The 19936-nt window shown below is 74.7% G+C and carries 17 protein-coding genes; 15 read left to right on the forward strand and 2 right to left on the reverse strand.

The features are described 5' to 3' along the window. Positions 1 to 8 precede the first annotated feature (8 nt). On the forward strand, positions 9 to 1817 hold the full coding sequence (locus ACO0M4_RS28435; protein ID WP_430373771.1) for an acyl-CoA dehydrogenase family protein: 1809 nt from the start codon (positions 9 to 11) through the stop codon (positions 1815 to 1817). A gap of 13 nt (positions 1818 to 1830) precedes the next feature. Here ACO0M4_RS28435 and ACO0M4_RS28440 read toward each other — a convergent pair whose 3' ends face one another. Beyond that, positions 1831 to 3039, reverse strand: a complete 1209-nt coding sequence (locus tag ACO0M4_RS28440; protein ID WP_430373772.1) for an RNA-guided endonuclease InsQ/TnpB family protein — start codon at positions 3037 to 3039, stop codon at positions 1831 to 1833. 146 nt (positions 3040 to 3185) lie between these two features. Here ACO0M4_RS28440 and ACO0M4_RS28445 point away from each other — a divergent pair, with 146 nt between their 5' ends. The 10 genes from ACO0M4_RS28445 (at position 3186) to ACO0M4_RS28490 (ending at position 14209) form a co-directional block, all read left to right on the forward strand. Then, the gene (locus ACO0M4_RS28445; RefSeq protein ID WP_430373774.1) at positions 3186 to 4961 is read left to right on the forward strand and encodes an acyl-CoA dehydrogenase family protein; all 1776 of its coding nucleotides are present in this window, start codon (positions 3186 to 3188) and stop codon (positions 4959 to 4961) included. 71 nt (positions 4962 to 5032) lie between these two features. Beyond that, the gene (locus ACO0M4_RS28450; protein WP_100602357.1) at positions 5033 to 5314 is read left to right on the forward strand and encodes an acyl carrier protein; all 282 of its coding nucleotides are present in this window, start codon (positions 5033 to 5035) and stop codon (positions 5312 to 5314) included. Beyond that, a complete protein-coding gene (locus tag ACO0M4_RS28455; protein WP_430373776.1) occupies positions 5314 to 8220 on the forward strand; it encodes a type I polyketide synthase in 2907 nt (968 codons plus the stop codon). The genes ACO0M4_RS28450 and ACO0M4_RS28455 overlap by 1 nt, the downstream gene beginning before the upstream one ends. Then, positions 8217 to 9266, forward strand: a complete 1050-nt coding sequence (locus ACO0M4_RS28460) for a 3-oxoacyl-ACP synthase III family protein (RefSeq protein ID WP_430373777.1) — start codon at positions 8217 to 8219, stop codon at positions 9264 to 9266. The genes ACO0M4_RS28455 and ACO0M4_RS28460 overlap by 4 nt, the downstream gene beginning before the upstream one ends. Positions 9267 to 9282: 16 nt before the next feature. Then, positions 9283 to 9510, forward strand: a complete 228-nt coding sequence (locus tag ACO0M4_RS28465) for a phosphopantetheine-binding protein (RefSeq protein WP_146022089.1) — start codon at positions 9283 to 9285, stop codon at positions 9508 to 9510. Further along, on the forward strand, positions 9507 to 10388 hold the full coding sequence (locus tag ACO0M4_RS28470) for a 2-oxo acid dehydrogenase subunit E2 (RefSeq protein ID WP_430373778.1): 882 nt from the start codon (positions 9507 to 9509) through the stop codon (positions 10386 to 10388). The genes ACO0M4_RS28465 and ACO0M4_RS28470 overlap by 4 nt, the downstream gene beginning before the upstream one ends. Further along, positions 10381 to 11145 carry a 4'-phosphopantetheinyl transferase family protein gene (locus ACO0M4_RS28475; protein ID WP_430373779.1) on the forward strand — a complete coding sequence of 255 codons (765 nt, stop codon included), beginning with the start codon at positions 10381 to 10383 and terminating at the stop codon, positions 11143 to 11145. The genes ACO0M4_RS28470 and ACO0M4_RS28475 overlap by 8 nt, the downstream gene beginning before the upstream one ends. A 198-nt stretch (positions 11146 to 11343) precedes the next feature. Then, positions 11344 to 12627: an FAD-dependent oxidoreductase gene (locus tag ACO0M4_RS28480; protein WP_430373780.1), complete on the forward strand. Its 1284-nt coding sequence runs from the start codon at positions 11344 to 11346 to the stop codon at positions 12625 to 12627. Further along, a complete protein-coding gene (locus ACO0M4_RS28485; RefSeq protein ID WP_430373781.1) occupies positions 12624 to 13748 on the forward strand; it encodes an alpha/beta hydrolase in 1125 nt (374 codons plus the stop codon). Before ACO0M4_RS28480 ends, ACO0M4_RS28485 begins: the two co-directional genes overlap by 4 nt. Before the next feature lie 5 nt (positions 13749 to 13753). Then, complete coding sequence (locus tag ACO0M4_RS28490) at positions 13754 to 14209, forward strand: DUF4260 family protein (protein ID WP_430373782.1); 456 nt, start codon at positions 13754 to 13756, stop codon at positions 14207 to 14209. 184 nt (positions 14210 to 14393) lie between these two features. Here ACO0M4_RS28490 and ACO0M4_RS28495 read toward each other — a convergent pair whose 3' ends face one another. Then, positions 14394 to 15602, reverse strand: a complete 1209-nt coding sequence (locus ACO0M4_RS28495) for a cytochrome P450 (RefSeq protein ID WP_430373783.1) — start codon at positions 15600 to 15602, stop codon at positions 14394 to 14396. A 270-nt stretch (positions 15603 to 15872) separates the two neighbouring features. Between ACO0M4_RS28495 and ACO0M4_RS28500 the strand changes: the two genes are divergently transcribed. From ACO0M4_RS28500 to ACO0M4_RS28515, 4 genes are all read left to right on the forward strand, one after another. After that, on the forward strand, positions 15873 to 16616 hold the full coding sequence (locus ACO0M4_RS28500; protein WP_430373784.1) for a PIG-L deacetylase family protein: 744 nt from the start codon (positions 15873 to 15875) through the stop codon (positions 16614 to 16616). Positions 16617 to 16620: 4 nt separating this feature from the next. Then, the gene (locus ACO0M4_RS28505; RefSeq protein ID WP_430373786.1) at positions 16621 to 18021 is read left to right on the forward strand and encodes an alpha/beta fold hydrolase; all 1401 of its coding nucleotides are present in this window, start codon (positions 16621 to 16623) and stop codon (positions 18019 to 18021) included. A gap of 82 nt (positions 18022 to 18103) precedes the next feature. Next, a complete protein-coding gene (locus ACO0M4_RS28510; RefSeq protein ID WP_430373787.1) occupies positions 18104 to 19114 on the forward strand; it encodes a DUF6039 family protein in 1011 nt (336 codons plus the stop codon). Between the two features lie 2 nt (positions 19115 to 19116). After that, complete coding sequence (locus tag ACO0M4_RS28515; protein ID WP_430373788.1) at positions 19117 to 19932, forward strand: enoyl-CoA hydratase-related protein; 816 nt, start codon at positions 19117 to 19119, stop codon at positions 19930 to 19932. The last annotated feature ends 4 nt before the right edge of the window (positions 19933 to 19936 follow it).

Consider the following 19936-nt stretch of genomic DNA (forward strand, 5'->3'; position numbering starts at 1 on the left):
CGCCGCCGATGCCGCGCACCATGAGCCACCTGTGGACCCCGCCCGACGAGGACACCACACCCCGCCGCACCCCCGCCGAGCGCCTGGAAAGCTACCTCGGCGACCCCGAGGACCCCGCGGGCATGCTGTCCTACGCCCGCGCCGCCGCCACCGACGCCACCGAGACCTTCCCCGCCGAAGCCTGCGCCCTGCTGGACCTGTGGGGCCTCCCCGACCACTACGTCCCGGCCGAACACGGCGGCCGACTCCGCAGCTACCAGGAACTGCTGGGCCTGGTCCGCACCCTCGCCCGGCGCGACCTCACCGTCGCCGTCGCACACGCCAAGACCTTCCTCGGCTCGGTCTGTGTCTGGGTCTCCGGCGACCGGGTGGCCGCCCGCCGGCTGGCCGACCGGGTGCACGCCGGCGACGCGGTCGCCCTGGGCCTGACCGAGCGCTACCACGGCAGCGATCTGATGGCCGGCGAGGTGACCGCCTGGCCGGTGGCCGCCGGCTACCTCCTCAACGGCGAGAAATGGCTGATCAACAACGCCACCAGGGCCCGACTGGTCTGCCTCCTCGCCCGCACCGGACCGGACCCCGGCCCGCGCGCCTTCAGCATCCTGCTCGCCGACAAACGCGACCTGCCCGCCCCCGCCTACCGCGAACTGCCCAAGATCCCCACCCACGGCATCCGCGGCGCCGACATCAGTGGCATCACCTTCGACGATGCGGTACTGCCCGCCCACAGCCTGGTCGGTGAGACCGGCGCCGGCGCCGAGATCGTCCTCAAGTCCCTCCAGATCTCCCGCACCCTGTGCCCCGCCCTGTCCCTCGGCGCCGCCGACCAGGCCCTCCGCCTCGCCGTCCGCTTCACCCGCGAACGCCGCCTCTACGGCCGCACCCTCGCCGAACTTCCGCTGACCCGCCGCACTTTGGGCGAGATCTACGCCGACCTGCTGGCCATGGAGGCGCTCAGCACCGTCGCCGCCCGCAGCATCCACCTGCTGCCCCAGGAACTCAGCCTGACCTCCGCCGTCGCCAAGTACCTGGTGCCCACCGTCGTCGACGACGTCCTCACCCGGCTCGGCGGCCTCCTCGGCGCCCGCTCCTACCTCACCGCCGAATTCGCCGACGGCCGCTTCCAGAAGACCGAGCGCGACCACCGCATCGTGGCCGTCTTCGACGGCAACACCATGGTCAACCTCTACGGCCTGATCTCCCAGTTCCGCGCCCTGGCCCGGCACCACCCGGCCACCCCCGACCGGCTGCCCGACCCGGACCTCTACGACCCCGACGCCCCCCTGCCGCCGGCCCGCCTGACGGACCTGGCACTGATCTCCCGCCACGGCAGCAGCATCCTCGGCGCCCTGCCCGACCACACCGCGGCACTGACCGCCGCGGCCGCCGCCGACCCCGCCCTGGCCGGCGCCGCCCGCGCCGCCCACCTGCTCACCGCCCGCGCCGCCCACCTGCTCACCGCACTCCCCAAGGCCGCCCACACCGTCACCGGCACCCCACCGGAGAGCTTCGACCGGGCCGCCGCCCTCGCCCTGTGCACGGCCGGCGCCGCCTGCCTCGGCGTCTGGCGCCACGCCCCCCGGATCGGCCGCCACTGGCCCGCCGCCACCTGGCTGGAACCCGCCCTGCGCCGCCTGCTGGCCCGGCTGGACGCCACCGGCCCCACCGGCCTCACCACCGGGGACCGGACCGCCTCCCGGGCCGCCGCGGACGACGCGGTCTTCGGCCCGCTCACCGACCGGCTGACCGACCAGTACCTCCGCGGCGAGGTCTTCTCACTGCTGCCGTCAACGACGGCCGAAGGAGCCCCCAGTTGACTTCCTCCCTTCCCTACGAGGAAGGAACCCCGACCTTCGCAGGTGAGGCTTCCTGCTTCACCGCGCGCCGCCCCGACCGGGAGGACTCCCGTTGAGGTCTTACACCCGCTCCACAGGCCGACACCGCCAGCCCGGCGGCCAGAATGTTCTTCGCTGCGTTCACGTCCCGGTCGTGGGTCGCCCCGCAGCTGCATGTCCAGGTCCGTACGTCCAGGGGCATCGCCGAAGCGAGAGCCCCACAGGCGTTGCACGACTTCGTACTGGGAAACCACCGGTCCACGATGATCAGTTCCCGCCCGTACCAGGCGCACTTGTATTCCAGTATGGCCCGCAGCTCGGACCAACCGGCATCGGAGATGGCGCGGGCCAGCCGGTGGTTCTTGACCATGGTGCGTACGGCCAAGTCCTCGATCACGAGCGTTTGGTTCTCACGCACGAGTCGAGTGGTCAATTGGTGCAGATGGTCGCGCCGGCGGTCAGCGATCCGGGCATGGATACCGGCCACCTTGCGACGGGCCTTCTCCCGGTTCTTGGACCCCTTGGCCTTGCGAGAAAGTCGGCGCTGCGCACGCACCAGGCGGCTCCGGTCCCGACGTTCGTGACGCGGGTTGGCGACCTTCTCCCCGGTGGAGAGCGTGACCAGTGCCGTGATCCCGGCGTCAATGCCCACTGCCCGCCTGCTTGCCGGCATCGGGACCGGCGTGTCCTCGCACAGGAGAGAGACGAACCATCGCCCGGCTCCGTCCCGCGACACCGTCACGGTCGTGGGGCGTGCTCCCTCGGGCAGCGGCCTCGACCACACGATCGCCAGTGGTTCGCGCATCTTCGCAAGCGTCAGCCTCCCGTCGCGGAAGCCGAATCCCGAGCGGGTGTACTCCGCACTCGCCCGGGACCTTTTACGGGACTTGAAGCGCGGATGGTTGCTGCGCCGTTCCCAGAACGAGACGAATGCGCTCTGGAGGTGCCGGAGCGCTTGCTGGAGAGGGACCGAGGACACGTCGGAGAGAAAGGCCAGTTCCTCCGTCTTCTTCCACGCTGTCAGCAGGGCCGACGTCTGCGCGTAGGTAGTGCGCTCCCGCCGTGCCCACGCCTCGGTGCGGACGGCCAGTGCCAGGTTGTAGACCTTCCGCACGCACCCGAACGTGCGCGACAACTCAGCTGCCTGCGCATCGGAGGGATAGAAGCGGTACTTGAAGGCGCGCTTCACCGGGCGGACGGACATTTTCCGCAGATTACCGTGCCGAATTCCGAGGAGCGAACTCCCCACCGTCGCAGGCTCGAAGAGCAGCACATCGCCGCGCGGTCCCGTGCCGGAGACGCTGTTCCTCCTCTGCCCGCAGGCCGGGGCATCCACGCAAGGAGATTGCGATGAACCTGTCACCGGCCCAGGGCACCCGCCCCCCTTCCGTATCGGAGGAGGGCGCCGTACGGGCCCGGATCGCCTCACTGGAGAAGCGCTTCGGCAGTCGGACCGACCTGGCCAACCCGCTGCGCGACACCGCGCTGCTGGACGCCGACGAGCGGGCCGAACTCCTGCCCGCCGCCGAGCGGATGCTCGCCGAGTACCGGCTCAACGCCGAGTTCGTGCCCACCGCCCTCGGCGGCCGGTTCGTGCAGGTCGACACCCTCGCCCGGGTGCTGCGCACGGTCTTCCGCCGGGACGGCGCGCTCGGCCTCGGCTACGGCGCCTCCTCCTTCCTCGCCGCGGTCGCCGTCTGGGCCGCCGGCACCCCCCGTCAGCAGCAGTGGACCGCCGACCTGCTGATGGGCGGCGGGCGACTGGCCGTCGCCTACCACGAACTCGCCCACGGCAACGACTTCGTGCGCAACGAGTTCCGCGCCGACCGGCACGAGGACGGCTACCTCCTCAACGGCCGCAAGGAGGTCATCAACAACGCCGAACGCGCCGAGGCCCTGGTGCTGTTCACCCGCACCAGCCCGGAGCCGGGCAGCCGCAGCCACTCCGTGCTGCTGGTCGACAAGGAACTCCTGCCGCCCAACGGACTGGCGTACCTCCCGGCCTACCCCAGCGTCGGGATGCGCGGCTGCCAGCTCGGCGGCCTGGACTTCACCGACTGCCCGGTGCCCGGGGACGCCCTGGTCGGCGGCGAGGGCGACGGCGTCGAACTGGCCCTGCGCTCCTTCCAACTCACCCGCAGCGCGGTGCCCTCCATGCTGCTCGGCGGCGCCGACTCCGCGCTGCGCACCGTCGTCGGCTTCGCCCTGGACCGGCAGTTGCACTCCCGGCCCGTCCTGGACATCCCGCACGCCCGGTCCACCCTGGCCGGCGCCTTCCTCGACCTGCTGATCTGCGACAGCCTCGCGCTGGCCGCCACCCGCGCGGTGCACGTACTGCCCGCCGAGACCAGCGTGCTGGCCGCGGTGGTGAAGTACCTGGTGCCGAAGATGCTGGGGGAGAGCACCTACGACCTGTCCACCGTGCTCGGCGCCAGCTTCTACGTGCGCGACGGGCGCTACGGGATGTTCCAGAAGCACGTCCGCGACCTGCCGGTGATCAGCCTCGGGCACGCCGGGACCGCCGCCTGCCAGGCCACCATCATCCCGCAGTTGCCCCGCCTGGCCCGCCGCTCGTGGCTGCACGACGAGCCGGCGCCGGCCACCCTGTTCCGGCCCGGCGAGGGCCTGCCACCGGTCGACTTCCAGCGCCTGGCGCTGGCCGGCCCCCGCGACTCGCTCGCCGCCTCCCTCGTCGCGCACGCCGACGCGCTCACCGCCCGCACCGACCTCGGCGCCTACCGGCCCGCCCTGACCGCCCTCGCCACCTCCCTCGTCGATGAACTCCACCGCCTCCAGGACGCCTGCGGCCGGCTCTCGCCCAAGGACCGCACCGCGCTGGCCAGTCCGCACGCCTACGCCCTCGCCGACCGCTACGCCCTGGTCCTGGCCGGCGCCGCCTGCCTGGGCGTCTGGCTGCACCACACCGTGCCCGCCGGCGGCCCCGACCAGGCGTTCCTCGGCGATCCGGGCTGGCTCGCCGGGGCGCTGCACCGGATCGCCCGGCGCCTGGGCCTGGACACCCCCGAACGCCCCGACGGCTGCGAGGCGCGGGTCGTCGAGGAGGTCCTGGCCCGCCACCGCGACGCCCGCAGCTACGACCTGTACGACACCCCGCTCGCCGGCTGAACCGGACCCGGCCGCCCCGCGCGGCCCCCGCCCGGGTCCGCGAAGGGCCCCCGCTGCAAAAGGAGTTCACCATGGAGAACCGGCCCGACGAGGCGGAGTTCCGGGCCTGGCTGCTGGCCCGCCTCGGCGAATACCTGGAGCGCCCCGTCGAAGACCTGGACACCGCGGTGCCGTTCGCCGAGAGCGGCCTGGACTCGGTGGCGGCGCTGAGCCTGTGCGGCGACATCGAGGACGCCTACGGGCTGGTCCTGGAGCCGACCGTGGTCTGGGACCACCCCACGGTCGCCGCCCTCTCCCGTCACCTGTGTGCCTGCGCCGCGGTCGCCGCCCGCCCCGCCCCCGGGGCCCACTGATGCTCGGCATCGCCGTCACCGGCCTGGACTGCGCCTTCCCCGGCGCCGCCGACCCCGAGGAGTTCTGGCGGCTGCTCGGCCACGGCCGGCAGGCGGTGGGCCCGCCGCCGCCCGCCCGCGGCGACGGCCGCCGCGGCGAGCAGCCAGCCGGCTACCTCGACGACGCGGACGCCTTCGACCACGCCTTCTTCGGGATCGACGCCGCCGAGGCCCAGGTCATGGACCCGCGTCAGCGGCTGCTGCTCCAATGCGTCTGGCGGGCCCTGGAGGACGCCGGTACGCCGCCCGCGGCCCTGGCCGGCACCCAGGTCGGCGTCTACACCGGCACCATGACCGACGACTGGGCCGCCCTCCAACTCGCCGACCCCGCCACCGTCTCGGCCCGCACCGGCACCGGCACCGGCCACGCCATGCTCGCCAACCGCCTCTCCTACCAGCTCGATCTGCGCGGCCCCAGCCTCACCGTCGACACCGCCTGCTCCTCCTCCCTGGTCGCGGTGCACCTCGCCTGCACCGCGCTGCTGGCCGGGGAGTGCGACCACGCGGTGGCCGCCGGGGTGAACGTCCTGCTCACCGCCGCGCTCGACGCGGTCTACGCGCGCTCCGGGCTGGCCGCTCCGGACGGCCGCTGCAAACCGTTCAGTTCCGCGGCCGACGGCATCGGCCGGGCGGAAGGGGTGGGCGCGGTGGTGCTGCGCCGCCTGGAGGACGCCCTGGCCGAGGGCCGCCCCGTCTACGCCGTGATCCGCGGCAGCGCCATCAACCAGGACGGCCGCAGCAACGGCATGACCGCCCCCAGCCGGGGTGCCCAGCGTGAGGTAATCACCGCGGCCTGCCACCGCGCCGGGGTCCGCCCCGCCGAGGTCGCCTTCGTCGAGGCGCACGGCACCGGCACCCGCCTGGGCGACCTCATCGAGCTGGGCGCCCTCGCGGACACCTACGGCGCCGAGGGGCGTGAACTGCCCTGTCACATCGGCTCGTTGAAGGGGAACATCGGGCACGCCGAGGGCGCGGCGGGCATCGCCGGGCTGATCAAGGCGGTGCTGGCGCTGCACCACCGGACGCTGCCGCCCGGCTACGCGGTGGGGGACGACGCCCCGGGTCCCGGGCCCGAACGGGCCGGGCTGTGCCTCCCGGACCGGCCGGTGCCGCTGCCGCCGGAGGGGCAGGTGCTGGCCGGCGTATCGAGCTTCGGGATGGGCGGCAGCAACGCCCACGTGGTGCTGGGCACCGCGCCGGAGGGGCCCTCGACGCCACCCGCTTCGGGTGCCGTCCCCAGGGTGTTCACGCTCAGTGCGGACAGTGCCGCCGGGCTCCAGCGGAACCTGCTGGTCCAGTCGGAGGCGCTGCCGGACGTCCCCCGGTCCGCCTTCGCCGCCGCCTGCTGGACCAGCAACACCGTCCGCACCCGCCTGCCGTACCGTTTCGCGGCGGTGGCCAACGACCCGGCCGCCGTTGCCCGGGAGCTGCGGGCGGCGGCGCTGGACGCGGACGTGTTCGGGCACTCCGACCGGTTCGCCCGCCCGGACGGCCCGCCGTCCGTCGCCCTCCTCTTCACCGGGCAGGGCTCCCAGTACCCCGCCATGGGCGCCGGGCTGTACGCCGCCGTACCGTCCTACCGGCGCCACTTCGACGCCGCGGCCGCCGTCCTCGACCGCCATCTGGACTATTCCATAGGGGAGTTGGTGCTCTCGGGGGACGAACGGGTGGCCCGTACGGAGTGCGCCCAGCCCGCCCTCTTCGCCGTCGGGTACGCGCTGGCCGGGATGGTCACCGACCTCGGGGTCCGCCCGGTCGCGGTGCTCGGCCACAGCAGCGGGGAGTTCGCCGCGGCCTGCGCCGCCGGGGCGCTGTCGCTGCCGGACGCGGCTCGGCTGGTCGTCCGGCGAGCCCGGCTGATGGGCGCACTGCCACCCGGCGGCGCGATGCTCGCCGCCCACTGCCGACCGGAGGACGCCCGGGAACTGGTGCGCGACACCGCGACGGTGGCGCTGGCCGCCATCAACGGCCCCCGCGCCGTGGTCCTGTCCGGCTCCCACACTGAACTCACCTTCATCCAAAGGGAGTTGACGGAGAGGAAGATTGGGAGCCGATGGCTGCCGGTCTCGCACGCCGCGCACTCGCCGCTGGTCGAGCCGATGCGGGAGCCGTTCGCGCGGGCCGCGGCGGAGGTGTCGGGCGGGGTGCCCGCCGTGCCGTTCCACTCGACCGTCCACGGCCGGCGCTGCGGCGACGGGGAAGCGCTCGACGGCGCCTACTGGGCCGATCACCTCACCGCCCCCGTACGGTTCGCGGACGCCCTGCGCGGGTTGTACCGCGAGCACCGCCCCACCCACCTCGTCGAGATCGGGCCGCGCCCGGTCCTCGCCCCGCTCGCGCACCGGCTGGTGCCGCTACCGAAGGACGCGTGCCGCACCGCCTGCCAGGGCCCGGAATCGACCGGCGGGGAGGCCGCGGAACTGGCCGCCGCGCTCTACCGCTGCGGACTCGACCCGGACTGGACGGCGCTCTACGCACCGGCCGAGCGCACCCCCCACCGCCTCCGCCCGCACGCCTTCGCCACGGCCGCCCGCTTCTGGGCCCGCCCGGAGACCACCCCCCGGCCCGTCGCGCCCACCCCGACGCCGGCCGCCGCACCGCCAAAGGGGCCCGAGGCGATGCTCGACACCGTCCTCGCGACCACCGCCGCCGTCCTGGGGCGGGAGCCCTCCGACGTACCGGTCGGTGCCCGCTTCTACGAGGACCTCGGCTTCGACTCCGTGATGATCATGGAGTTGCGGCACCGCATCGAACAGCGCTTCCCCGCCCTGGCCGCGGTGCCGCTCTCCGAACTCCTCGACGGCGTCACCGACCCGCGCGGCCTGGCGGAACACCTCTGGCTGCGCTGCTCAGGGGTACGCGCATGACCGCCCCGGTGTACGTGGCCGCCGCCGGCACCGCGCTCCCCGGGCCGCCCGTCGACAACGCCACCCTGGGGGAGCGCCTGGGCCTGCTGCCCGCATGGGTGGAGTCCTTCATCGGGACCCGCACCCGGCACTTCGCGGTGGACCTCACCGACGGCCGGATCCGGCACACCCTCGCCGACCTGTGCACCGCCGCCGCCCGACAGGCGATGGACACCGCCGGCATCGGCCCGCACGAGATCGACGCGGTGGTACTGGCCACCGCCACCCCCGACACCCTGATGCCGACCACCGCCGCCACCGTCGCCGACCGGCTCGGCATCGACGGCGTCCCCGGCTACCAGCTCCAGTCCGGCTGCGCCGGCGCCGTCCAGGCCCTGGCCCTCGCCGCCGCCCTGCTCGGGCAGACCCCACCCCCGCCGGACCGGGCCCCCGCCGTCCTGGTCCTCGGCGGCGACGTCTGCACCAAACACCTCGACCTCGGCCGCCCGCTGCACCGCCTCCCGCCCCGCGCGCTGGTCAACTACGCACTGTTCGGGGACGGCGCCGGCGCCGCCGTCCTCACCGGCGACCCACTCGGCCACGCCGTGGAACTGCGGCACGCCACCCACCGCATGCACGGCCGGGACCGCGAGCCCGGCCAGATCGTCGAATGGTTCGGCAGCGCCGACCGGGACCGCACCGCCCCCGGCGTCAGCGAGGACTACAAGGCCGTCGAGGAACACGTCCCGCCGATGGCCCGCACCGCACTGGCCGGACTGCTGGACGCCACCGGCTGGCCCCCCGCCACTGTGGACTTCCTGCTGCCGCCGCAGCTCGGCGGCAAGATGACCGCCGCCCTCGACGCCACACTGCGCGAGGCCGTCGGACTGCGGGCGGACTGCACCGCGGTCTCCTGCGTCACCGAGACCGGCAACACCGGCAACGCCCTGCCGTTCCTGCAACTGGCCCGGCTGCTGCCCAAGATGGCCCCCGGCGACCGGGCACTGGCCGTCGCCATCGAGTCGAGCAAGTGGATCGAAGCCGCATTCGCCCTGGAAGCGGCATGAGAGGGGAGGCACGACCGTGCGCACCGTCCTGGACCTGATCGAGCTGGCCAACGACGAACTCGGACTGCACCTGCGCCCGGAGGACGCCGGCACCGCCTTCGATGACCTGCCGGAGTGGGACTCCGTCCACCTGCTGCGCCTGGTGACCGCCCTGGAGGACGCGCTCGGCGGGCCCGTACCGGTCGCCGAGGTCCTCGGCGCCGCCAGCCTCACCGCCCTCTTCGACCTGGCGGTGCGCCCGTGACCGCCCGCCGCGCCCGCCGTATCCCCGGCACCGCCACCCGGCACCCCGACCGGGCCCGCCGCCACACCCGCTACTTCCTCGACTGGGCCCGCACCGCCGCCCCGGTCCACCTGGCCGCCGAGGTCGACATGTCGGCGGTCGAGGCCCACCGGGCCGCCGCCCGAGAGGCGGGCCACCGCTACTCCGTCGTCAGCTACCTGCTGTTCGCCGGGGCGCGTACGCTCGCCGCCCACCCGGAGGCCAACGCCGCGGCCCTGGGCACCGCCCGCCCCCGCCTGGCCCACTACCGCACCGTCAACGCCAAACTCGCCCTCGACCGCACCCACGAAGGCCGCCGCACCGTCCGCACCGCCGTCCTCCCGGACGCCGACCGGCTCGACCTGGACGCCCTCCAGGAGTGGGTCGCACACTGCCGCGACGACGACCCGGCGAGCCTGCCCGGCGCGGCCGGCCTGCGGCTGCTGCGCCGACTGCCACCGCCCCTGGGACGGCTCGCCTTCCGCGCCGCGGTCCGCGCCCCGGACCGGCGGGCGGCGCTCCTCGGCACGTTCGCCGTCAGCTCCCTCGGGCACCGCCGGGTGGACACCTTCCACTCCTACGGAGGCACCGCCGTCACCCTCTGCGCGGGACGCACCGCCCCGCGCCCGGTGGTCCGGGACGGCCGGATCGTCCCGGCCCCCGTCATGCGGCTGGGCCTCACCTTCGACCACCGTGTGCTGGACGGCGCCGCGGCCGCGGAACTCCTGGACGATCTGGTGCGCCGCTTGGAGGAATGGGATGCCGGTCCTTCCGGGGCTCCCGACGGTCGGCCCGGCCGGGCCGGCGGTCGCCGTCCTGCACACACCGGGACCGGACGGTCCCTGGCAGCCGGTGCGTGACGCCCTCGCGGGCAGCGGCTCGGTGGTGGTGCACGCCCGGCCCGCCGGCTGGCTGCCCGCCGACCCCGACGACCCCCGGCTGCGCCCCCTGCTCGGCCGCGACTACCCGCGCTACCGCAAGATGTCGCACCCGCAGGTCCGCGGCCGGTTCGTCGCCTCGCGACTGCTGCTCAAGTACGCCGCCTGCTCGGTCATCCACGCCGCGCCGCACTCCGTCGAACTGGCCTACAAACCCGGCGGCCGGCCCTACTTGCGCGGTCTCGACCAGATCGACATCAGCCTCAGCCACACCGACGACCTGCTGCTGGTCGGCCTCACCCGGCGCGGCTGGATCGGGGTGGACGCCGAACTCTCCGACCGCCGGATGGCCCGTACCGGCATCGAACGGCAGGTCTGCACCCCCGCCGAGCGGCGCATGCTGGACGCCGTCCCCGAAGCCGACCGCAATGCCGCACTGATCCGGCTGTGGACCCTCAAGGAGGCGTACAGCAAGGCGATCGGGCAGGGCATGCGCTTCCCGTTCACCGAGTTCGGCTTCGGGCCCGGCGACCGCCCGGTCACCGTGCTGTGCCCCGACGGCGCGCCGGGCACCGGAGAGGAGTGGTCGTTCGCCACCCACACCGTGTCCGGCGACTACACCATCAGCATCGCGCGGTACGACGCCGGCTTCGGCGACACCGGCGACACCGCCGCCGGAACCATGCTCGACGAGGGCCTGATGCAGGCCCTAATGGAGATCGCGGACACGGAACGGTGACTGGGCCGGGGGGTGACTGCGCCGGGGGGCTGTGCCGGGGGGTGACTGGGCCGGACGGTGACGACGTCGGCCGGTGCTGCGGAACGAACCCCATGAACCCCATGAACCGCATGAACCGAAGGAACCGTACGAACCGAAGGAAGCGACCCAACCGACCGAACCACACGAACCGACTCAATCGACCGAACAGGAGGGGCGATGACCGGACCGGAAGCGACGAAGCAGGCGAGGACTGGCATGACGGAGCGTCAATTGACCGCGGACGTCTGCGTCGTGGGTGGTGGTCCCGCCGGCCGGGCGCTCGCCCTCGCGCTGGCCCGGCACGGCCGCTCCACCGTCCTCCTGGAGAAGAACGGCGCCGCCCGCCGGGCCTTCCGCGGAGAGTCCGTCGCCCCCGACGCGGTACGGCTGCTGGCCGGCCTCGGCGTCCTCGACGACCTGCGCGCGGCCGCCCTGCCGGTACGCCGGCTGACCGTCGCCGACGGCGGACGCACCGTCCTCGCCGTCGACTTCGACTCCTTCCCGTACGCCTACCGCACCCCGCTGGAAATCCCCCAACCCACCCTGACCGCCGCCCTCGCCGCCGCCGCGCACCGGACCGGCACGGTCACCACCCTCGAACGGGCCACGGTCACCGCGCTGGTACGGGACGACACCGGCCGGATCCGCGGGGTGGCCGCCACCACCCCCGACGGCACCGTCGAAGTGCGCGCCGCCCTCACCGTCGGCGCCGACGGCCGGCACAGCACGGTCCGTGACCTCGCGGCGCTGCCCTGGCACAGCACCCCCCTCGACCGCGACGTCATCTGGCTCAAACTCCCCTTCCCGCACGGCAATTGGGACCGCCACGCGTACCAGGTCCGGATCCGCGGCAACCGGCACGGCCTCTTCCTCCCCAGCGCCGATGGCCGGCTCCGGGTCGGCCTCAACATCCCCAAGGGCGGCTTCAAGCAGCTGCGCGCCCAGGGCGTAGCCGCCCTCCACCGCCGTCTCGCCGAGCTGGCCCCGGAACTCGCCGACACCGCCTGCCACACCCTCACCGGCTGGTCCGGCACCGCCCTCCTGGACATCTTCTCGACCGACGTCCCGCGCTGGCACGCCCCCGGCCTGGCCCTCGTCGGCGACGCCGCCCACACCCTCTCCCCGGTCCTCGGCCAGGGCGTCAACCACGCACTGGCCGACGCCGTCGCCCTCGCCGCCCACACCGCACCCGCCCTGCACCACCGCGACCTGCCCGCCCTGGATGCGGCGCTGGCCCGTTACCAGGCCCACCGGGCACCCGTGGTGCGCCGCGCCCGCGCCCTCCAACTCCGCCAGGAGCGGATCTTCACCTTCGCCGCTCCGCTCGCCGTCGCCCTCCGCCGCGGCGCCTACCGCGTCCTGCACCACACCCCCGCCCTGCGCCGCCGCGTCCTGGAACCCGTCTACTTCCCCGGCCGGCAGCGCCTCCGCCGCCCGGCCCGCCCCCTGGAGACCCCGTGACCACCGCCGCCACCGCAAGCGCCGGTTACCTCGACGAACTGCGCGACCTGGTCATGCTGCACGCCCGCGCCCAGGGCCTGCCCCCGGACCCCTGCCGGACCCTGCTCTCCCGGATCCGCACCCCCGACGGGGACAGCGACGGGCCCGGCTCCTGGGCGGGGGAGTGGTGCGCGGCCGGCGACCGGCTCGCCGCCCGCGGCCGCCTGCTGGACGCCTGCCGGCACTACGCCCTGGGCCGCTTCCCGTACGTCGACGGGCCCGGGCGGCAGCGCGCCCAGGGCGCCTGCACCGCCGCCTTCGACCGCTGGCGCCGCGGATCCGGCGGCCGCCGGATCCACGTGGAGCGGCTCACCGTCACCCACCCCGCCGGTACCCAGACCGCCTGGGCCGCCGGACTGGGCGACCCGGCCCGGCCCCTGCTGCTGATCACCGGCGGGATCGTCAGCGTCAAGGAACAGTGGGCGCCCCTGCTGCGCCTGGCACCCGTCCTCGGCATGGCTGTGGTGGCCGCCGAACTGCCCGGCGTCGGCGAGCACACCGCCCGCTACGGACCCGACGCCCACCTCGCGTTCACCGCCCTGCTCGACACGCTCACCGGCCGTGCCGACACCACCCGCACGCACGCCCTCGCGCTCAGTTTCAGCGGCCACCTGGCGCTGCGCTGCGCCCTCGACGACCCGCGGATCCGCTCGGTCGCCACGGTCGGCGCCCCGCTCGGCCCCTTCTTCCGCGACCCGGCCTGGCGCCGCCACGTCCCGCAGACCACCCGCCGCACCCTGGACCACCTCACCGACGGCACCACCGACCACGTCCTACCCGAACTGGCCCTCACCGGCGCCCAGTTACGCAGCCTGGACGTGGACGTGGCCTACGTCGCCAGCCTCCGCGACGAGATCGTGCCGCTCACCGAGGTGGGGCTGCTCCGCCGGACCGTCGCCCGCAGCCGGGCACTGGTCCTCGACGACGTCCACGGCGCCCCCGCGCACCTGGCGGTCGTCCGCCCCTATCTGCTCGCCCACGCGGTGCGCGCCGCCCGGGCCCATCCGGCCCGGCGCGCACTGTTCGGCGGCCTGGCCGCAACCGCCCGGGCCCGCCGCGCCCTGCCCGGCGGTACCGCATGACGCCCATGACCTGGACCTGGACCGCCCCCGCCGGCCGGGCGCTGAGCGGGACCCTGGGAATCGCGGCACTCCTGGCCGGCGCCCGCATCGCCGGCCCGCGCAACAAGGTGCTGTGGACGGCCGCCCTGGCCCCCGACACCGCACTGCTCCTCGGCGCGTCCGCGGCCCCGACCTGGCGCCAACTCCCGCGGTACGCCATCGGCCCCTACAACGCCCTGCACTCCCCGGCCGTGCCCGCCGCCCTGCTCACCGCGGCCGCACTGACCCGCCACCGCTCACTGCTGGTGGCCGGCCTGGCCTGGTTCGGACACCTGGGCTGGGACCGGGCCTGGGGCTACGGACCACGGGACGCGGACGGATTCGTCGCGGGCCGCGAGCGCGCCGGTGAGGGCGGGTTCCGGGCGGACCGGGCGGGAACCGCCCGGCCGGGTCTGGCCGCCCCAGGACCTCGCCGACCCTGACCCCCAGTCGGGCCCCAGTAACGTCCACAAGACGATGACCAACCCGGCCGCGCACACGGTGCGTTGCTACGGCGACTCGCACACCCATGGGCAGCGCTCGGGCGACTTCGAGCCCACCTCGTTCGCTGGGGCGAGGCCGTGGTGATGGTCGGTGGGGCGGACGCGGGGCGTTGCTCCGGGGGTGTCACCAGGTGACCGGTAGGGCCTCCAGGCGGTTGAGCATCAATCCGGACCGCATCCGTACCCGGTCCTCGGGGACGGCGAGCCGGAGGCCGGGGAAGCGGTCGGCCAACGCGCCCAGGGCGATCCGCAGTTCGGCGCGGGCCAGCGGCGCGCCCAGGCAGAAGTGCGGGCCGTGGCCGAAGGCGAGATGGGCACCGTCCCGGCGGTCCGGGCGGTAGGCGGCGGGGTCCGGGAAGCGGGCCGGGTCGCGGTTGGCGGCGCAGACCGCGGCGATCACCGCACTGCCGGCCGGGATCCGGCACCCGGCCAGCTCCACGTCCTCCAGGGTGACGCGCAGCGGCCCGCCGTCCCCGATGGGGTTGATGCGCAGCAACTCCTCGACGGTCGCGTCCAGTTGGTCCGGCGCGGACCGCAGCGCGGCCAGCGCGCCTGGGTGGCGCAGCAGGGTGAAGACGGCGGTGCCCAGCACGGAGGCGGTGGTCTCGTAGCCGGCGACGAGCAGGGTGAGGACCATCGTCAGCAGTTCGCGCTCGGCGAGCCGGCCCCGCTCGTCACGGGCCGCGATCAACGCACTCAGCAGATCGTCACCGGGCTCCGCCCGTTTGGCGGCGACCAGCGAGCCCAGGTATTCCAGCAGGGCGGCGCGCCGGGCCAGTGCCTCCTCGCGGTCCAGTGCGGTGATCGACAGCACCGCCTCCGACCAGTCGCGGAAGTCCGCCCGGTCGGCCGGCGGCACCCCGAGCAATTCGCAGATCACCGCCACCGGCAGCGGCTGGGCCAGCGCCTCCAGGACGTCCACCGGGCCGCCGTGCCGCGCCATGGCGTCCAGTAGTCCGCCGGCGAGTTCCGCGATCCGTGGGGTGAGGGCCGCGACCCGGCGCGGAGTGAACTCCAGGGCGACCAGGGACCGCAGCCGGGTGTGTTCGGGCGGGTCCATGGTGAACAGCCCGCCCTGCTCGAACGCCACCGTGGTCAGCCGGGGCGCGCCGGGCGCCACGGTGGCCGCCCGGCTGAACCGGGGATCTCCCAGTACGGTGCGGACGTCCTCGTAACGGGAGACCACGTAGCCCTCGTCGCCGCTGGGGAACCGGGCCGGGCAGACCGGTTCCCGTTCCGTCAACTCGACGTAGACCGGGGGTACTTCGGATGCCGAGGGGCGGGTGAAGGGGTAGTCGCGCACGGGGGCGGCGGCAGGGGCGCGGTCGGTCATGGTGCCTCCGGGGCTGCGGCGGTGCACGGGAGGGAGGAGGGAGGGAGGGAGGGGCGGCCGGGAAGGGTGGGCCGGGCGGCTGCGGGCGGCCGCAGTGAGCATCGCCCGGCGGTCCACAGCGCCGGTCGAGGCCGGCTGGAGGGCCGGATCCGGGGCCGCTCACTCCTGAGCAGACGCGGCGCCGCGGCCGGCCGCATGGTGGCAGGCCGGCCCGCACCTGCGAGGGTCCGCGGGCCGGCCGGAGACGGACCGAAGGAGAGGCCGCGCACCATGACCGACGCGACATCCACCACCGAGGGCCAGCTGGCGCCCTTCCCCGAGGACTGGGCGCGGGCGCTGGCCGTCGTCGCCCACCCCGACGACCTGGAGTTCGGTTCCGCGGGCGCGATCGCCGCCTGGACCGCCGCCGGCAAGGAGGTCGTCTACCTGCTGGCCAGCCGTGGCGAGGCGGGCATCGACGGGATGGCACCGGAGGAGGCCCGGGCGGTCCGCGAGGCGGAGCAGCGCGACAGTGCCCAGATCGTCGGCGTCAAGGAGGTCGAGTTCCTCGACCACCGGGACGGCGTCATCGAGTACGGGCTGCCGCTGCGCCGGGACATCGCCGCGGCGATCCGCCGTCACCGCCCCGACCTCGTCCTCACCTACAACCACCGCGACCTCGCCTGGGTGAACCACCGCTGGAACATGCCCGACCACCGCAACACCGGGCGGGCCGCGCTGGACGCGGTGGCCGACGCCGCCAACCGCTGGGTCTTCCCCGAACTGCTGGAACAGGGCCTGGAACCCTGGAGCGGCGTCCGGCACGTAGCCATCGCCTCCTCCGCGCAACCCACCCACGCCGTCGACCTCACCGCCACCCTGGACACCGCGGTGGCCTCCCTGGAGGCACACCGGGTCTATCTGGACGGGGCCGGGATCGGGGACGTCCGCGCGCCGATCACCGGGTTCGCCCGGCAGATCGGCGAGCGGTTCGGCGGCCGGCCGGCGGCCTCCTTCGAACTCCTCAACCGCTGAGCCGGTGGACGCCGCGAACCGCCTGCGTCCGCTGCTGGACGCGGTGCACGACACCGCCGCGGAGGTCCGGGGCAAATGCCCCGACTACTTCGCCGACCAGCCACTGCGCCTCGACCGGGACCTCCTGGGGCGCTATGGCGGCATGGCCGGCGGGACCCTGGCCCGGCTCATCGGGGAGACCTACGGCCTGACCGTCGAGCCGGCCGACGGCCCGGAGGCGCTGACCGCCGTGGACCGGCTGGTCGCGGAGCGCGCGGCCGGCGGACCCCGTGCGGCCGGCGGACCCGGTGCGGCCGGCGCTCCCGCCGCCGTCCCGCCGGAACCCGAACTGGCCGCCGTTCCGCCGGAATCCGAACTGGCCGCCGTGCTGCGCTCGGTGGCCACCGCTCAGCAGCAGCGCGACCGCCTGGACCGGGCGGCGGCCGAACGGATCGCCGCCCGCCCCCCGGAGCGGACCGGCGTCATGGGCGGCGTGCTCCACTACGCCGCGGCCGGCCCCCGCCGGGAGGACGCCCCGCCCGTCGTCCTCCTCAACGCCCTCGGCATGGGCCCCGCCCTGTGGTACCCGCTGATGGGGCAACTCGCCGAGGAGCACCGGGTGGTGACGTGGGCGCCGCGGGGCACCGCCCCTGGTTCCCGGCCGCTGCGGGTGCAGGACCATGCCGCCGACCTCGAAGCGGTACTGGTCGCCGAGGGCGCCACCGCCTGCCACCTCGTCGGTTGGTGCACCGGCCCCAAGGTCGCGATGGCCTTCCACCGCCGCCGCCCGGACGCGGTGCGGTCGATGGTCTGGCTGCACGGTTCGTTCCGCCGCACCGACGACGCCGGCGGCCGGGAACCGGACACCCCCTACGAGCGCAATCTGGAGGAACTGTGCCGGGCGGTGGCGGCCCGGCCGACCATGGCCGACACCCTCCGCCGGATATTCGACGGCGGGGGCGGAACCGACCCCGCCGCCGACCCCGCCGCCAGCACCGGGGCCGGCTCCGACACCACCCCCGAGACCGACACCGCCCCCGAGACCGATCCGTACCGCTTCGCCGAAGAGGTGCTGGCCCGCCCGGCCCGCGCCCTCGACGAGGAACTGCGCCGCCCGTTCGCCACCGGCCCGGTCCTCGTCGCCTACGCCCGCCAACTCCTCGACTACTGGGCCGACGACGCCCTGGCGCACGCCCCACAGGTGCGGGTCCCGGTGCTGTGCGTGGGCGCCGCCTACGACCGGATCGCGTCGCCGGAGCGGCTGGCGGCGGCGGTGGACCGCTTCCCGGACGCCCGCTACCGGCACCTCGCCGGCGCCACCCACCACTCGATGCACGACCGGCCGCGCGAGATCGCCGGACTGCTGACCGCCTTCCTAAGGGCGGTCGAGCCCACCGGGGCGCCCCGCACCCCCGCTCAATTGTGAGCGGCACCGCGGGGCGCCCCTCCCTAGCGTCATCCGATACGGGGCCGCGCACGGCCCGTCGCACGAAGAAGGGGACTGACCGATGACCGACACGGTGAGCGCGGCAACGGGAGCGTTCCGCGCGGCGCTGACGGGACCCGCCGGGGCCGACGGCGACCTGCTGCACTCCGGCAACGCGGGATTCATCATCCACCGGGCCGGCCAGCTCGACCACGCCTACCGCACCGAGGGCCGGGCGTTCGCCGCGGACCTCGTCGAGCACCTCAACAAGGTGATGGCGGGCACCGCCACCGTCCTCGTCCACGAGGAGGTGCTCGGTGCCGTGGACCGGCTGCACTGGCTGATCCACATGAAGAAGCCCGACGACTACCGCCGGTTCCTGGAGATCGCCGACCACGACCGCTCCTTCAAGGAGATCACCGAGGCCGACCGACTGACGCAGCGACAGGGCGGCAACTGGGAGCGGATGTTCGTCGAGGGATCCTTCCGGGAGCGGGTGTACGTCCCGCAGCACGGCCTCGACGACCATGACACCGACCACGATGACCACGACACCGACCACGACGACCGTGGTGCCGCCCACGACGACCGTGGCGCCGCCCACGGTGGCCACGATGACGCCCACGGTGGCCACGGCCACGACCACGACGCGGACGCCACGACCTTCGTGCCGCCGGCCCGTCACCAGACCGGTCTCCCCGACAGCCGCCTGCGCAGCTCCGCCGACAGCGGGCTGACCGTCATCCGCACCGCCCAGACCTTCTACCGCTTCCGCAACGAGGCCCGGGAGTTCGCCTTCGCCTGGGCCTCCGAGGTCAACCGGGCGCTCGGCGGCGAGCTGACCGTCTACCTCTACGAGGAGACCTTCGGGCAGCAGGACCGGATCCACTGGATGATCCACCTCGACAACCTCGATGTGTACCGCAAGCTCACCGAGCTGAGCCGCACCGACGCCGCCTACCGGGCCCTGTTCGGGCGGGAGTTCGTGCCCGCGCACAAGGGCGGTGGGGGCTGGGAGCAGACCTTCGTCCCGGCCTCGATCCACGACACCGTACTCACCCCGCTGCACGGCGGCGCCCCGATCGGCTTCTGACGGTGGACACCCGCCGCCCGCCCAGGACCGGTACCCGCCCCGCCGACGGGCCGCCGGTCCGCCTCACCGCCGAACCGCACGTCCTGCGCGTCACGCTCAGCCGTCCGGACCGGCAGAACAGCCTCAGCGGCCCGGTGCTGGACGCCCTGGCCGCGGCGCTCGACCGGGCGGTGGCCGACCCGGAGTGCCGGGTGCTGCTCATCGAGGGCTCCGGCGGCACCTTCTGCACCGGACTCGACTTCGACGAGGCCGGTGCGGACCTGGCCGACGGCGGCCCGGCCACCGGTGCCGGCCAGGGCGGCGCCGCCTTCCTCGCCCTGATGCGAAGGTTCGGCACCGCCCCGGTCGCGGTGGTGGCGTCCGTCGACGGCCGGGTCGCCGGCGGCGGGGTGGGGCTGGCCGCCGCCGCGGACCTCGTACTGGCCACCGAGCGCAGCCAGTTCAGCCTGCCCGAGGCGCTGTGGGGGCTGCTGCCGTGCTGTGTGCTGCCCGCGCTGATGCGCCGCACCGGCTTCCAGCCCGCGTATGCGATGGCGCTGTGCACCCAGCCGGTGTCCGCCCGGCGGGCCGAGGCGTTCCGGCTGGTGGACGAGGTGGTCCCGGACCCGGACGCGGCGGTGCGCCGGCTGCTGGTCCGGCTGACCCGCCTGGACCCGCGGACCATCGGCGAACTCAAGCGGTACGCCCGGTCCTTGTGGTTCACCGACGAGGAGACCGACGCCTTCGCGCTGGCGGAGTTCACCCGGGCCGTCGCCTCCCCGGTGGCCCGGCGCCGGATCACCGACTACACCACGGCACGGCAGCTCCCCTGGGAGTAGCCCC

Source organism: Streptomyces sp. RGM 3693 (genome assembly GCF_050471125.1).
Taxonomy (GTDB): Bacteria; Actinomycetota; Actinomycetes; order Streptomycetales; family Streptomycetaceae; genus Streptomyces.